We start from the raw sequence: 14,534 nt of genomic DNA, 5'->3' as shown, positions 1-14,534 counted from the left end.
TGCTTAAAAGGCATCAAATAATAAACGAGTGGTCACAAAAGCACTCATAAAAAACACCGCACCTGCCAGCAGGCTAGGCGGATTCATCATAGCGCCCCCCACTAAAGCATGACCCGTTGTACAAGCGCCGGCTAAGCGTGCGCCAAACCCTAACATGGCTCCGCCAAACATCAGCCAAATCGCTTTACCGGCATCTGTTTGGGGCAGAATTTGATTGTACATACCAAAATCAAAAGATAGATGCCAAGGTTCTGGCGACATTAAGGCGCTGATCAGGCCGCCCAACGGAATGCCAATCAAAAACCACAGCTTAGGGTTGTTGATGTCGCGATATTCACCCGTGTGGAAGTAAGAAACTTTTTTGGTGATTAAGCCGCAAAAATTACCGTAACCCGTTGAACAGCCCGCAGGTTTGCCCATGACCCAAAAGTGTAGAATGACAAACAGACCAATACAAAGGCCCGCGAACCATCCGGCCCAAATTTCAATACTCATAAAATGACCCTTAAATTCTATTATTTAAGGACTATTTTAGGGTGGGCAGTGTTTTTGTCAAAACAACCCTTTTTTGATAGGCATAAGATTAATTTATATAGATAGAGACCTTTGCACGAGTCAAGGCACGGTAAAAAATGGCTAAAATTCACCTGCTTTTTGTTGAAAAACTTGCGAATAGCGAGCTATTCTCTGCATTTTTCGCCTCAATCAGGCAAATTTTATCTCAATTTTTCCTCGCACCTCACTCGTACAAAGGTCTCTAGCTATTAATAAATCTAGGGTGTACGCAAATGTGACAAGTTTTGAAAGGTGGTTAATCTTGTCATTCTTGGGGTGCAGACTTTCTGCCAAGTTACGCAATTCACCTGTCACCGGTGAAGCTGGGGCGCAGGCTTTAGCCTGCCTTTGTAAATACACGACGCTTGTCGATTGCGCAAAGTCTTCTGGGTCGTACCCTAGATTGTGCGTTAAACCCAAGAAGGCTAAAGCCTTCGCCCCTTTTAAGTTTCATATTCAGAATGACTGGGGCGCAGGCTTTAGCCTGCTTTCATAAGCGTAATTGGGGTCAGAGTAAAATTAAATTTTCACGACTAAGCAATTTGAATTAAAGAGCTTTCGATATTTGCTTTAAAGCCATCATCCATCGCATACCAATCTTGAATATCTACCCTAAAAGGTAATTCTGAAAATTCAAATGCATCTTTAAGTTTGAAAAGGGTTTCAATAGGAAGTTTTTGTTGGGCTCTAACCAATAGATCTAAATCCGAATAGGTTCTTGCTTGGCCTTTAGTTCGGGATCCATAAGCATAGATTTCATGCGGCTCAGAGAGAGTGCTGCTGACTAAATTAATGACTTGCTGGCGCTGTTGCTCGTTAAGTTGAAGCATTTTCAACCTTTCGATTTTAAAGCACCAAGGAGTTTGGTTGCTTCAGGTAAGAATTTAATGGCAATTTGAAAAACTTCTTCGGCGGTATTTTCATTGTAGGTGTGGCTGGTTTCATTGCGAGCACGATGAAATAGCATCCAGTTTTCAACGGATTCTATTAATTGATATTCTGCCGCTAAACGAAATAGTGCTTGGCGTGATAATCCATCGACTTGGCTTTTGCCTAAATTTTCACCCAGCCAACGTTTAATAAACTTCCAGCTAAGTTCATAGGTAAACTCAAAGTGTTGCACGACACCAGAAATTAATGTGCGAAGTAGGGGTGAAGATTCGGTCGTACTGAATTCATCAACCACTTTTAGGCTTTCATCAAGTCTAGCAATGGCTTTTTCTAAGGCTGTGAAATCAAGTTTGTTATCCATTTGCTCACCTCGATTATTCAGAATGACAATACACGATGCTTGTCGATTGCGCAAAGTCTTCTGGGTCGTACCCTAGATTGTGCGTTAAACCCAAGAAGGCTAAAGCCTTCGCCCCTTTAAATTTCATAACCAAAATGACCGGGGCGCAGGCTTTAGCCTGCTTTTATCAATACACGATGCTTGTCGATTGCGCATAGTCTTCTGGGTCGTACCCTAGATTGTGCAACCAACCCGAGAAGGCTAAAGCCTTCGCCCCTTTTAAGTTTCATATTCAGAATGACTGGGGCGCAGGCTTAAGCCTGCTTTCATCAATACATCATGCTTGTCTATTGCGCAAAGTCTTATGGATCCGTATCCAAGATTGGGCGCTAAACTCAAGAAGGCTAAAGCCTTCGCCCCTTTAAATTTCATAATCAGAATGACCGGGGCGCAGGCTTTAGCCTGCTTTCATCCATACACGATGCTTGTCGACTGCGCAAAGTCTTCTGGATCTTATCCAAGATTCGGTGCTCAACCCTAGAAGGCTAAAGTCTTCGCCCCTTAAATTTCATCATCAGAATGACTGGGGCGCAGGCTTTAGCCTGTTTTCATCAATACACGATGCTTGTTTATTGCGCAAAGTCTTCTGGATCGTATCCCAAGTTGGGCGCTAACCATTGTTCGGCTTTGGCAACAGTCCAGCCTTTACGGTGCGCATAGTCTTCTACTTGGTCGCGTCCCAAAGAACCCACCCCAAAATAACGCGACTCTGGATGTGCAAAATACAAGCCAGAGACCGCTGCGGTGGGTGTCATCGCAAAACTTTCGGTAATATGTAGCCCGATGGTTTCATCGGGTTTTAAAATTTCCCAAATCGTGCCTTTTTCAGTGTGGTCTGGGTTGGCTGGATAGCCAGGTGCTGGGCGAATGCCTTGATAACGCTCGCGAATTAAATCTTCGTTGGTCAGTACTTCATCCGCAGCATAGCCCCAGCTTTCTTTACGCACCATCTCATGCAAGGTTTCGGCAAAGGCCTCCGCAAAACGGTCGGCCAAAGCTTTAAGCATGATTGAGCGATAGTCATCGTGGTCTGCTTCAAAGCGCGCGACATGTTCATCAATGCCAATGCCGGCGGTAACTGCAAATAAACCAATGTAGTCGGCAATGCCCGACTCTTTAGGGGCAATAAAATCTGACAAACAATTATTAGCACCGCCGCGTTTTTTCTCGGCCTGTTGACGCAGTTGATGTAAGGTTTTATACACTTGGGTGCGCGTTTCGTCTGTATAGACTTCAACATCGTCGCCTACGCGATTGGCGGGGTAAAAACCATACACCGCTTTGGCAGTGAGCCATTGCTCATCAATAATTTGTTTGAGCATGACTTGCGCATCGGCATAAACCATTTTGGCTTGCTCACCGACCACTTCGTCATCCAAAATACGCGGGAATAAACCGTGCAATTCCCAAGACTGGAAGAAAGGCGACCAGTCAAAACGTTCCACCAGTTTTTCCAGCGGGAAGTTATCTAAGACTTTATTACCGATAAAAGTTGGCTTTTTCGGGGTGTAATTTAACCAGGCCTGGTCATTTAAAGACGGGTTTTCGCGTGCTTTGGTAATGGGAATACGCTTGACTTGTTGGGCACGCGCTTTGCGTTCTTCGCGCACTTGAATGTATTCAGCTTTAATTTTGGCAGCAAAGTCTGCTTTCAAATCATTAGAAATCAAACTTTGCGCCACGCCGACCGCACGCGAAGCATCTTTAACATAGACCACAGGATGGTCATATTGCGGTTCAATTTTAACGGCGGTATGGGCTTTAGAGGTGGTGGCGCCACCAATTAACAGCGGTAGATTCATGCCGCGCTCTTTCATCAGTTTGGCAACATTCACCATTTCTTCGAGTGACGGCGTAATCAATCCCGAAAGCCCAATCACATTCGCGCCTTCGGCAATTGCGGTGTCTAGAATTTTTTCTGCGGGCACCATCACGCCCAAGTCGATTACTTCAAAGTTATTGCACTGCAACACCACACCAACAATGTTTTTGCCGATGTCGTGTACATCGCCTTTTACGGTGGCCATGACTATTTTGCCATTGGCTTGACCTTCGGCTTTTTGGGCTAGCAAATAAGGATCTAGGTAAGCCACGGCACGCTTCATAACACGCGCCGATTTAACCACTTGTGGCAAGAACATTTTGCCCGAGCCAAACAGGTCGCCGACCACATTCATGCCGTCCATCAAAGGCCCTTCAATCACTTGCAAAGCCGAGCCAGATTTTTGATAGGCTTCTTCGGTGTCTACCTCAATAAAGTCGGTAATACCCTTGACCAAAGCGTGTGCTAAACGCGCTTCAACCGACTGTTCACGCCATAAGGTGTCTGCTTCTTTGCTGGCAGTCGTGCCATCTCCACGGAATTCGGCGGCCACTTCTAATAGGCGTTCGCCGGCTTCTGGGTCTTTGTTTAAAATGACATCTTCGACTGCCAAGCGCAGTTTTTCGGGCAGGTCGTCATAAATCGCCATTTGCCCGGCATTGACAATCCCCATGTCCATGCCTTCTTTGATGGCATAGTACAAAAATACCGAGTGAATGGCTTCACGCACTGGGTTGTTGCCGCGGAACGAGAAAGACACATTCGACACGCCGCCAGAAATTTTGGCATAGGGCAAGTTGGCTTTAATCCAAGTGACCGCATTGATAAAGTCCAAACCATAGTTATTGTGTTCTTCGATACCGGTGGCGACGGCGAAAATATTGGGGTCAAAAATAATGTCTTGTGGTAAAAAGCCAACTTTTTGGGTTAGCACATCATAAGAGCGTTGACAGATTTCAATTTTGCGTGCCAAAGTGTCGGCTTGACCCGCCTCGTCAAATGCCATGACAATGGCAGCCGCGCCATATTTTTTAACCAGTTTGGCATGGTGAATAAAGGCTTCTTCACCTTCTTTGAGCGAGATGGAGTTAACGATGCCTTTGCCTTGAATACATTTTAGACCCGCTTCAATCACTTCAAACTTAGACGAATCAATCATGATTGGCACGCGCGAGGCTTCAGGTTCGGAGGCCAGGAGATTTAAAAAACGCACCATACAGGCTTTGGCATCCAACATCCCTTCGTCCATATTGACGTCAATCACTTGCGCGCCGTCTTGCACCTGCTTTACGGCAATGTCAATGGCTTCGTCATAGTTGTCTTCAATGATTAGGCGTTTAAAAAGCGCAGAACCGGTGACATTATTGCGCTCGCCCACATTCACAAACAGGGTTTTTTCGTCAATATTGAGTGGCTCTAACCCTGATAAACGGCAAGCGGGTTTGATTTTGGGTAAGGCGCGACGCGGATGTTTTTGAGCCGCTTCAGCCATGGCTTTAACGTGATCAGGCGTGGTGCCGCAACAACCGCCGATAATGTTTATCCAACCATGTTCCGCCCAATGGCTAATTTCTTTGGCCATTTGTTCGGGCGTTTCATCGTATTCGCCAAACTCATTCGGCAAACCGGCATTTGGGTGAATGGATACAAAAGTTTCGCAAACGCGGCTTAACTCTTGCACATAGGGGCGCAATTCTTCAGGGCCTAAAGCGCAGTTTAAGCCCACTGAAAGTGGCTGAGCGTGCGCCACGGCATTATAAAAGGCTTCAGTGGTCTGACCTGACAGCGTGCGCCCAGAAGCATCGGTAATGGTGCCTGAGAGCATAATTGGCACTTCGTAACCCACTTCATCTTCCACTTCTTTAACCGCAAAAATCGCCGCTTTGGCATTGAGCGTATCAAAAATGGTTTCAATTAAAATGGTGTCCACACCGCCTTCTAACAGGGCATGCGCGGCTTGTTTGTAGGCGATAACAAGTTCGTCAAATGAGGTGTTGCGATAACCTGGGTCGTTAACATCGGGTGAAATCGAGGCGGTGCGGTTGGTTGGGCCTAAAATACCGGCTACAAAACGCAGCCTGCCATCTTCTTGTTCGGCAAGGTCACAGGCTTCGCGCGCCACTTTAGCGCAGGCTAGGTTGAGTTCGCTAACCACTGCCTGCATATCGTAATCAGCCTGTGCAATGGTGGTGGCGTTAAACGAGTTGGTTTCAATAATGTCTGCCCCAGCCCGCAAAAACGCCAAGTGAATGTCGCGAATGACCTCAGGTTTGGTCATGGCCAGGATGTCGTTGTTGCCTTTAATATCCATGTGGTAATCGGCAAAACGCTCCCCTCTAAAATCTTCTTCGGAGAGGTGCAAATCTTGAATCATCGTACCCATGGCGCCGTCTAAAATTACAACGCGTTCATTTAATAAGGCTTTTAAGCGGGCTAGTCGTTCGGCTCTGTTTAACATGTTTGAAAACTTATCTTTAATTTTAAAGGCGCTATTTTAACTGATTAACAATCGATTAGTCTTATGAGATGCATTGAGTAGTTTTTTTTGCCATAATCTTGGTGAGTTTTGTAGGTTTCAAGAGATTTAAAAATTCAGTAATTATGTGATGGTCTTGTTATACTTTTCTATTAAATTTTTAAATGGATTTTTTCGGTATGTGTGGAATTGTAGGCGGCGTTGCTGAGAGAAATATTGTTCCTATTTTGCTAGAAGGGCTGCGCCGTCTTGAATACCGCGGTTATGACTCATCAGGAATTGCTGTTTTAGATGCCGCAGCAAATATTCAGCGCGTTCGTGCTCTAGGTAAGATAAATCAACTAGAATCTAAAATTGCAATCGATGCTGAACCCATTAGCGGCCAAGTTGGAATAGCCCACACTCGCTGGGCTACGCATGGTGTGCCTGCTGAAAATAATGCGCATCCACACATTTGTAATAACAAAGTGGCTGTGGTTCACAATGGCATTATCGAAAATTACCAAATTCTAAAAGCTCAACAGCTTGCATTAGGTTACCGCTTTACCTCTGAAACCGATACCGAAGTGGTTGCTCATTGTATTCACAAGCACCTAGAAAGCGAGCCTGACTTACTTAAAGCGGTGTTTAATGCGACCCAAAACTTTGAAGGGGCTTATGCCTTAGGCGTTTTGTCTATTACTCAAGCAGATACTTTGGTGGTGGCGCGCAAAGGCAGTCCACTAGTGGTAGGTGTCGGTATTGGCGAATATTTTATTGCTTCCGATGTGTCAGCATTGTTGCCGGTGACTCAAAGCTTTATCTTTTTGGAAGAGGGCGATTTTGCCAGATTAACCCGCAGCACCTGTGAAATTTTCGATTCACAGCTCAAGTCCGTTGAACGCCCCATTAAACAGTCCAGTTTAAAAGCTTCCTCGGTGGAATTGGGCGAACATCGCCATTACATGCACAAAGAAATTTTTGAGCAACCGCAAGCCGTTATCGACACCTTAGAAGGACGCATTACGCAAGAGCATGTATTGGTTTCCAGTTTTGGGCATCAAGCTGAAGCCTTGTTCGAGTCTATTGAGAGAGTCCAAATCATTGCGTGTGGCACGAGTTATCACTCAGGCATGGTTGCGCGTTATTGGTTTGAGGATATTATAGGCATGCCTTGTCAGGTTGAGGTAGCCAGTGAATACCGCTATCGCAATCCCGTTATTCAAAACAATACCTTGTTTGTTACGATTAGCCAGTCGGGCGAAACAGCAGATACATTGGCCGCTTTACAGCAAGTCAAAAAACTGAAATCAAAAAAGAATATTCCAACGCTGACCATCTGCAATGTGGCAGAGTCTAGTCTAACCCGTGAGTCAGACTTAACCTTCTTGACTCATGCGGGTCCCGAAATCGGTGTCGCTTCAACCAAGGCCTTTACCACGCAGTTAGTGGCTTTGGCTTTACTAATGACTTCTGTTGGCAAAGTCAAAAAGATGATGTCCGTCAAGCGAGAAACAATTATCGTTAAAGGCCTGCAAAAACTACCAGGCCTGGTTAAAAATGCATTGGCACACGAAGATACAATTAAAGAAATTGCCCAATCCTTTGCCGACAAGCAAAATGCCTTATTCTTGGGGCGTGGCACCATGTATCCAATCGCAATGGAAGGTGCCCTTAAGCTCAAAGAGATTAGTTATATTCATGCTGAAGCCTATCCTGCCGGTGAACTTAAGCATGGCCCTTTAGCCTTGATTGACGAAAACATTCCAGTCATTGCGATAGCGCCGCATGATGATTTGTTGGAAAAGCTCAAATCTAACCTGCAAGAGGTCAAAGCCCGAGGTGGGCAGATGATTGTGTTTGAAGATGAAATGTCTAATATCAGTTCAGAGTCAGGGTTTAGAGTGGTCAAAACAACCACAAATGTTGGGCGCATAACCGCGCCCATTACCTTCAATATTGCGTTGCAGTTATTAAGTTATCATGTTGCGCTAATAAAAGGGACAGATGTCGATCAGCCTCGGAACTTGGCAAAGTCAGTAACAGTTGAATAGTTTGAGGGCCGGGGGGTTCAATCGTTATCTTTCATTACAACTTAAAATAAAGAATTGATCTCATGAACTATTCCACCAATATTTCGATGCTACAACGTTTTCTAGATCTGTCACTTTCTATAACTGCGTTAATTCTAATAGCTCATGTTTATGGCATTCCTTTTTCAACATCCTATTTAATTTTAGGCGTGTTGGGCAGCGGGCTATTTGTTTTGTTATCTGAATTGTTTGGGCTTTATAAAAATTCGCAAACAAGCACATTAATTTCCATCGCGAGCCTTATATTTAATGGATGGGTTGTTGCTTGGTTCATTTTGATTGTTTTAATGTTTTTGTTAAAAGAGTCGGAGAATTTTTCAAGGGTTGTTTTGACTTTATGGGGACTGACGGTTCCTTTCTTTTTAATCAGTTATCGTTGGCTTATCAGAGTTAGTTTAAGGCAGTATTTTTATCAAAGCGCTAATTATAAAATGGTTGCGATAATAGGGGTGACTCGTTCAGGAAGAGAACTTGCAAAAGTTATCAATGATAACCCATGGTTAGGTTACAAAGTTGCAGGGTTCTTTGATGATGAATATAAGGGCAATGAGTTTCAGATGCTTGGTGAATTAAAGGATTTGGAGCAAGCTTGTAATAAAAATTCGTTTGCTGAAATATACATTTGTTTACCCTTAAAGGCTGAGTCAGAAATCCAACAACTGCTGAACTTATTGAGTAATAGCACACTTGTCGTTAAGTTTATTCCCGATTTATTTAGTTTCGACTTACTTCAGGCCCGATGGACAGATTTAAAAGGGCTCCCTGTCATTAGTGTCTATGATTCACCGTTAAATTCTAATTTAGCAAAAATTATTAAAAGGCTTGAAGATATAATTTTATCAGTGTGTATTCTTGTCTTGATTTCCCCTATCTTAGTGGTTTTAGCGCTAGGGGTTAAGCTGACTTCTCAAGGCCCCATTATATTTAAACAAAAACGATACGGAATTAACGGTAAGGAAATTAATATTTATAAGTTCAGAAGCATGATATCTCAGGATAACGGTGATGTTATTCTTCAAGCCACACAAAACGATGCTCGAGTCACTCGGTTTGGTGCTTTTATGAGAAAAACCAGTCTGGATGAATTACCTCAGTTTATCAATGTGCTACAAGGAAAGATGTCCATTGTTGGTCCGCGACCCCATGCATCTGCTCATAATGAGCATTACAGAAAAATTGTTCCAAAGTATATGCAACGCCATTCGGTAAAGCCTGGTATTACTGGCTGGGCCCAGGTTAATGGTTGGAGAGGAGAGACCAAAACGCTTGATAAAATGGAGAAGAGAATCGAGTTTGATTTATATTACATTAATAACTGGAGCTTATTAATGGATTTAAAAATCATTTTTTTAACCCTTGTTAAGGGTTTTTTTGATAAAAATGCTTACTGATTCATCCCCGCTTTTCATTGTTAACTGTTGGCTTTGATAACTTCTGCATAAGCTTCTAAGATATTCGCCCAAGTAAATAAAGTGTTGAATCTTTCTTCGCTGGATTCAGACATTTCAGTTCTTTTATCTGGGCTGTTGATAATTTTATCTAGTTTTTGTTCGCATTCGTCAATGTCATTGAAGTATTCATTTTGACTACCTGCAACCCAGCGGTTAAATCGATTGTTATGAGCTAATACTGGTTGCGCTGCACCTAAAGCTTCAATTAAAGAGGGGTTAGTGCCTCCAACGGTATGTCCGTGAATATAAAGCATGGCATGAAATCTTAAAGCATCTAAGATGTTGTGGTCATAGATTGCACCAACAAATATCACATCATGATTTGCGGCTTGTAGTACTTCATTGTGATATGGGTTTTTCGGGTTATATCCGCCAAGAATAACCAGTTTAACTGGACGACTTTTGTTTGAGAACGCCTTTACGATTTCTAAAATACTATTTTCAGGTTCCGGTCTGGCAATAACAATTGCATATTTTTGAGGTTTTAGGTCAAACGGTTTTAGCAAATCTATATTAGCGCTTGTAACCTTTCTTGCCCCATAAGGTATCATGGTTATTTTTGAGGCATTAACTCGAGTTTCGAGATGTTTTTGTATTTCTGGATGATCGGCAATTAAATGGTTACCAATGTGGCACCCAGCTATTTCATTTAGGAACAACCATGCCTTTTCATACCAGCGCCATTTGTCTCTTTTCCACTCGATTCCATCCATATTTATGAGATTAGTTTTTTTGTTAAAACGAAAAGCAAGGTTAAAGATGGCCGTGTTATAACCTAATGTTAGGATTGTTCCTATTTGATTCTTAGCATGATTGACGGTTGCCCAGTCAAATTTAATGGTCGAAAGAGCGCCTTCCCCTTTAATCGGGATATGAATAAGGTGAATGCCCTTCCAGTTAGATTCAGTTAAATGAGGGTAGTCTTTATGCTTAACTTGGCAATAGACAGTAACCTTCCAACCTTGCTCGACCAAATACAAAGCTAGATTTTCAGCAAAGGTCTCAAAGCCACCATGAGAAGCAGGGATTCCCCTGATGCCGGTAATAATTAAATGCATTAGGTTCTCTTTATCATAAGTAAATGGGTCAAGATTTCGTAAAAGAAAAATATAGAGATCGTTGGAATGATTGCCAATAAAGCTACAAGGTGGATGAACCCCTTTATTGGATGAAACCTTGAATATTTTTCAGACTCTAAAAGTTTGTTTGCAAATTCGTCCCAATAAAAGGAAGGTGCTAAAAGCTCAAGATTCTTTTTCATTTGAGTTAAGGCTTCAGGATGTCTGCTTAAATATAAAACATCTTTAGCGAGATTTTCAATATTTGTCACTAAACCGGTTTGTGTCTGTGTCAGTCTAGGGCCCCATTCACCGTCTTGGTTTTGGATGATGGGAAGTTTTAGACTTAAACAATCAAAATTTCTTGTCCTAGAGGCATAATCATTCTCGTATCCTTCTCCACCCCAAACCAGTGAAAGGTCAAATGCTGACCAATAATCTAAACGATCTTTAAAAGGAACCCAAGGTAAAAAAATAATTTGATGGTGAACCGTGTTAGGGAGCTTGCTTAGTATGTCTATTTGCTGTTCCACAGATACCCCAAAAAACACCAATTTAATTTGAGAATTTTTTTCAAAGGCTTCTGATAACGCAGACATGACACTATTTAAGTTAAACCAACCATAGGTGCCTCCCAGCCACCCGATTAAAAACTCATTACTGGTAAGAGGGGTTTGAGTAGTTGCAATAGAATTTAAAAGGCTAACGCCATCAGATTTAGGGAGTGGATTGTAAGGTTGACAGCCAAAGGGAATCACTTTAATTTTATTAAAATCAAAAGTACGAGAGAAGGGCGCGATCATTCCACGAAGCAAATCCTGTTGTCTTTGGTTTGCAACGATGACGAAATCAAAACTAAAAAGACCTAATAAACTTCTGAAGACATTGAATTGGGATTTAATAAGTAACTTTATAGAAGGCTTGGAGTTATTCATGACTTCATCAAGTTCAATCCAATGGGGAACATAGTTGTCCAATATCACTTTTTTTCCAAAAAATACTGAAATAATAGAAAGAAGTAAGATAAGTGGACCACCGCCATGAAGGACGATCACATCGCTCTCGAAGATCGTTTTCAGCAGTTTGAGAGGCTTGTTAAGAGGGATGAAATTTAATCGATTTAATGGTGAATTTTGTGTGTTTCTGTTAACCGCAATATAAATTTCATGCCCTTTTTGTGATAAGGCATTTCCTAATCCAATATAGCGCATTTCAGGACCTTTAAGTCCCGTTCCATAGTCACCTTTATATATAAGAAAGAATTTCAACAGTAATGCCGCCTTTTCAGTGTAATGATTTCATCATTTCGACTCTATCAAAGAGTCTTGGTTTAAAAATTTAATGGGAAATTTATTCATTAGGTATAAGGATAAAATCATTAAAATTAAAGTGTCAATGCTAACTCTAATAACCCAAGCCATGGGAGCGCCAATCAGCCCAAAGTTTTCAACCAAAGTCCAGAGTAAGGCAGCATAGATAGGCAATTCTATGAGATGCAATTTTGCAGTAATATCCGCTTTCCCGATTGCTTGGATAAAGGCAAATGGAATCATGGCTATGGCATTGATAAAAATACCGACAGAAAGCCATTTAACCAACAAATAACTTTGGCTGGCAAATTCACTACCTATCCAAAGTGTTAGGCCTTCTTCAGCAAAAATAAAAGTAGCTACACTGAAAGGAAGCATAAAAGCTGAAATAATCAGGATTGAAATTTTAAACTGATGTATGACTTTATCTTGATGACTTTGCCAGTCGGTTGCAAAGGTTGCAAACATGACGCCTACTAATGCAAATGGAATAATTAAAGCTTTAGTGAGAAGGTCGAACGGGGTTGTATAAAAGGCAACAACGGCAACCGATAAAACTGCACCGATATAAAAGCGATCAAAGTAAACCATTAAAGGGCTGATGATGTTGCTGATACTGACCCAGCCACCAAATACAAATAGTGACTTAATTTCATTTTTATTAAGGTGCCAACCAGAATAGGGATTCAATGTTTTAATGGTTGTTACGATTAGTAGCATCCAAATAAAAAACCTGACGATAAATAAAGACGCCAATATCCAAGATAGTGAGTCGGTGTAATGCATTGTGATGAAAGGCGCTAAAAACATCAATATACCCAGTGGAGCCCTTATTAGAGCAGTCCAACCAAAGTGTTGTTGTCCTTCTAAAACGCCAAATAAACCAGTCGAAACTATGACGAAAGGAATGGTTAGAGCCAACCAGTAGATACCCTGCAAAGTCTCTGATTGAAGATTTTCTGACAGATTGAGTAAGTCATAAACAAGCCAATGAGCTGATGCAGCCAAAATGGATGCACCAACCAACCCAAACAAGAAAATATACCCTAAGGTTTTCCATACTAAAGGTTTAATATTGTCGGTATTATTGCTTCCAATTCTTTGTGCAATTTTTTGTGTAAGAGCTCTGCCCAGTCCCATATCCAGAAGACCAAAGTAGCCTACAAGCATCCACGCGATAGATAACATGCCAAATCGTTCAAGACCTATCCCATCGATTAATAGTGGAATAACGTATAAGCCAAACGCCATAGGCAAGGCAGTACTTGAAAGATTTAAAGCAACTTTTGTTTTAGTTGAATGCAATAGTGTGACGACTCTTAAGTTGATTTAAATGCGCTATTAGGCATTGTATTTTTATAAAAAATTATCATTAAATTAAGCTTTAACGGAGTTTTCTACCCACCTCAATCATGGGTTTTTCTATATGTTTATAAGTTAAAGACGAGATTAAAAGTATCAATAGTCCTACAAAGGGCATGGTTGTCAGATAGGAGTTGGCGTCTATCTTGATAAAATCATTAAAAAATATCGAGAATAGCACATACAAAACAAGGCCATGAACTAAGTAGATGCTATAGCTCATTTCTCCTAATATGATTGAGGCGCGATGATGCAAAAGCCCGAAGAGATTATTGCCCAATAAAATACTTAAAAAAAACACGCCAATTAAAAATGCTTGAGGAACTCCATAGGAATTCGTAAAGAAAAATAGAACCAATATTATTGAAAGTATTCCGCCATAACTTAACAGACGAATTAAGTTTGGTTTAATGTTTTTATACTTGATTTCTATGTGTGTGCCAAAACCACCAATTAAAAATAAAATAAAAAAGAAAGTATTAAATTGGATGGGTTCAGTTATGTAAATTTCTTTGGGGTTGTGAGCAAGGATTAGTACACTAAGTAGCAATATCCAAATACTTATCTTATGACTCAAGAGTAACCCAATAATAGGAAGTGCTAAATAAAAAATCCATTCGTATTTTAATGTCCAAGTAACCCCAGCAGTTACTTGCATGGTATGTTCAAATCCATTGATACTAGGTTGCTGAAATATAGGCCAAAGGCCAATTTCTTTTAACAAAAGAATTACGCCATCGGTAAGCAAAAAGTTGCTATGAAAAAGAATTAACCATGTCATTAGGGTAATCATAAATAAATATAACGGCATAATTCTAAACAAACGAGACAAAAAGAAAGCTCTCCATGTCAGTTTGTTTTTTAACATACGGCCAATAAAAAGGTAGCCTGTAATCATAAAAAAAAGGGCTACACTTACTTGACCGATGTTGTTAAAAAAGTTTTGTGCGGGTGCTACCCACTGTCCTGTGAGCTTCCAGTGATAAGTGATGATAAAGTGATGATAAAAAACACCTAAAGCCAGAAAACCTCTTAATCCGTCAATGTTAGTTTTGCGTTGAGGTTCACCGATTGGAAGATTTATCGTAAATAGTGCATGCTTTTGTAAGTAGGTGGCTGTTTTTAAAGCCACAATCA

The 14,534-nt window shown here is 41.4% G+C and carries 10 protein-coding genes; 2 read left to right on the top strand and 8 right to left on the bottom strand.

Annotated features, from left to right (window positions below; genetic code table 11):
- Window positions 1-3: 3 nt before the first annotated feature.
- The 4 genes from THMIRH_RS10545 to metH all read right to left on the bottom strand — a co-directional run bounded on the left by THMIRH_RS10545 (window position 4) and on the right by metH (window position 6,126).
- Window positions 4-495 carry a YeeE/YedE family protein gene (locus THMIRH_RS10545; RefSeq protein WP_173292050.1) on the bottom strand — a complete coding sequence of 164 codons (492 nt, stop codon included), beginning with the start codon at window positions 493-495 and terminating at the stop codon, window positions 4-6.
- A gap of 593 nt (window positions 496-1,088) precedes the next feature.
- Complete coding sequence (locus THMIRH_RS10540; RefSeq protein ID WP_173292049.1) at window positions 1,089-1,385, bottom strand: nucleotidyltransferase family protein; 297 nt, start codon at window positions 1,383-1,385, stop codon at window positions 1,089-1,091.
- Window positions 1,386-1,387: 2 nt separating this feature from the next.
- Window positions 1,388-1,807 carry a nucleotidyltransferase substrate binding protein gene (locus THMIRH_RS10535; protein WP_173292048.1) on the bottom strand — a complete coding sequence of 140 codons (420 nt, stop codon included), beginning with the start codon at window positions 1,805-1,807 and terminating at the stop codon, window positions 1,388-1,390.
- A gap of 608 nt (window positions 1,808-2,415) precedes the next feature.
- A complete protein-coding gene (gene metH, locus THMIRH_RS10530) occupies window positions 2,416-6,126 on the bottom strand; it encodes a methionine synthase (RefSeq protein ID WP_173292047.1) in 3,711 nt (1,236 codons plus the stop codon).
- Between the two features lie 197 nt (window positions 6,127-6,323).
- On the opposite strand from metH, the gene glmS reads away from it, so the two are divergent.
- Both glmS and THMIRH_RS10520 read left to right on the top strand, forming a co-directional pair.
- The gene (glmS, locus tag THMIRH_RS10525) at window positions 6,324-8,177 is read left to right on the top strand and encodes a glutamine--fructose-6-phosphate transaminase (isomerizing) (RefSeq protein WP_173292046.1); all 1,854 of its coding nucleotides are present in this window, start codon (window positions 6,324-6,326) and stop codon (window positions 8,175-8,177) included.
- A gap of 62 nt (window positions 8,178-8,239) precedes the next feature.
- Window positions 8,240-9,607 carry an undecaprenyl-phosphate glucose phosphotransferase gene (locus THMIRH_RS10520; protein WP_173292045.1) on the top strand — a complete coding sequence of 456 codons (1,368 nt, stop codon included), beginning with the start codon at window positions 8,240-8,242 and terminating at the stop codon, window positions 9,605-9,607.
- Between the two features lie 20 nt (window positions 9,608-9,627).
- Here THMIRH_RS10520 and THMIRH_RS10515 read toward each other — a convergent pair whose 3' ends face one another.
- The 4 genes from THMIRH_RS10515 to THMIRH_RS10500 form a co-directional block, all read right to left on the bottom strand.
- On the bottom strand, window positions 9,628-10,725 hold the full coding sequence (locus THMIRH_RS10515; RefSeq protein ID WP_173292044.1) for a DUF1972 domain-containing protein: 1,098 nt from the start codon (window positions 10,723-10,725) through the stop codon (window positions 9,628-9,630).
- A complete protein-coding gene (locus tag THMIRH_RS10510; protein WP_173292043.1) occupies window positions 10,725-11,993 on the bottom strand; it encodes a glycosyltransferase family protein in 1,269 nt (422 codons plus the stop codon). Before THMIRH_RS10510 ends, THMIRH_RS10515 begins: the two co-directional genes overlap by 1 nt.
- Before the next feature lie 33 nt (window positions 11,994-12,026).
- The gene (locus THMIRH_RS10505; protein ID WP_173292042.1) at window positions 12,027-13,340 is read right to left on the bottom strand and encodes a flippase; all 1,314 of its coding nucleotides are present in this window, start codon (window positions 13,338-13,340) and stop codon (window positions 12,027-12,029) included.
- Window positions 13,341-13,419: 79 nt separating this feature from the next.
- On the bottom strand, window positions 13,420-14,529 hold the full coding sequence (locus THMIRH_RS10500) for an acyltransferase family protein (RefSeq protein WP_173292041.1): 1,110 nt from the start codon (window positions 14,527-14,529) through the stop codon (window positions 13,420-13,422).
- Between the last annotated feature and the right edge of the window lie 5 nt (window positions 14,530-14,534).

This window comes from Thiosulfativibrio zosterae (assembly GCF_011398155.1).
Lineage (GTDB): Bacteria > Pseudomonadota > Gammaproteobacteria > Thiomicrospirales > Thiomicrospiraceae > Thiosulfativibrio > Thiosulfativibrio zosterae.
The sequence above is the reverse complement of the archived record's forward strand: the minus strand, read 5'-3'. Positions and strand labels throughout refer to the sequence as shown.

What these genes read in the sequence shown, in the direction of transcription:
- THMIRH_RS10540 (WP_173292049.1), bottom strand. Translation starts at nt 1,385, where the DNA reads ATGCTTCAACTTAACGAGCAACAGCGCCAGCAAGTCATTAATTTAGTC.
- THMIRH_RS10515 (WP_173292044.1), bottom strand. Translation starts at nt 10,725, where the DNA reads ATGCATTTAATTATTACCGGCATCAGGGGAATCCCTGCTTCTCATGGT.
- THMIRH_RS10545 (WP_173292050.1), bottom strand. Translation starts at nt 495, where the DNA reads ATGAGTATTGAAATTTGGGCCGGATGGTTCGCGGGCCTTTGTATTGGT.
- glmS (WP_173292046.1), top strand. Translation starts at nt 6,324, where the DNA reads ATGTGTGGAATTGTAGGCGGCGTTGCTGAGAGAAATATTGTTCCTATT.
- metH (WP_173292047.1), bottom strand. Translation starts at nt 6,126, where the DNA reads ATGTTAAACAGAGCCGAACGACTAGCCCGCTTAAAAGCCTTATTAAAT.
- THMIRH_RS10535 (WP_173292048.1), bottom strand. Translation starts at nt 1,807, where the DNA reads ATGGATAACAAACTTGATTTCACAGCCTTAGAAAAAGCCATTGCTAGA.
- THMIRH_RS10520 (WP_173292045.1), top strand. Translation starts at nt 8,240, where the DNA reads ATGAACTATTCCACCAATATTTCGATGCTACAACGTTTTCTAGATCTG.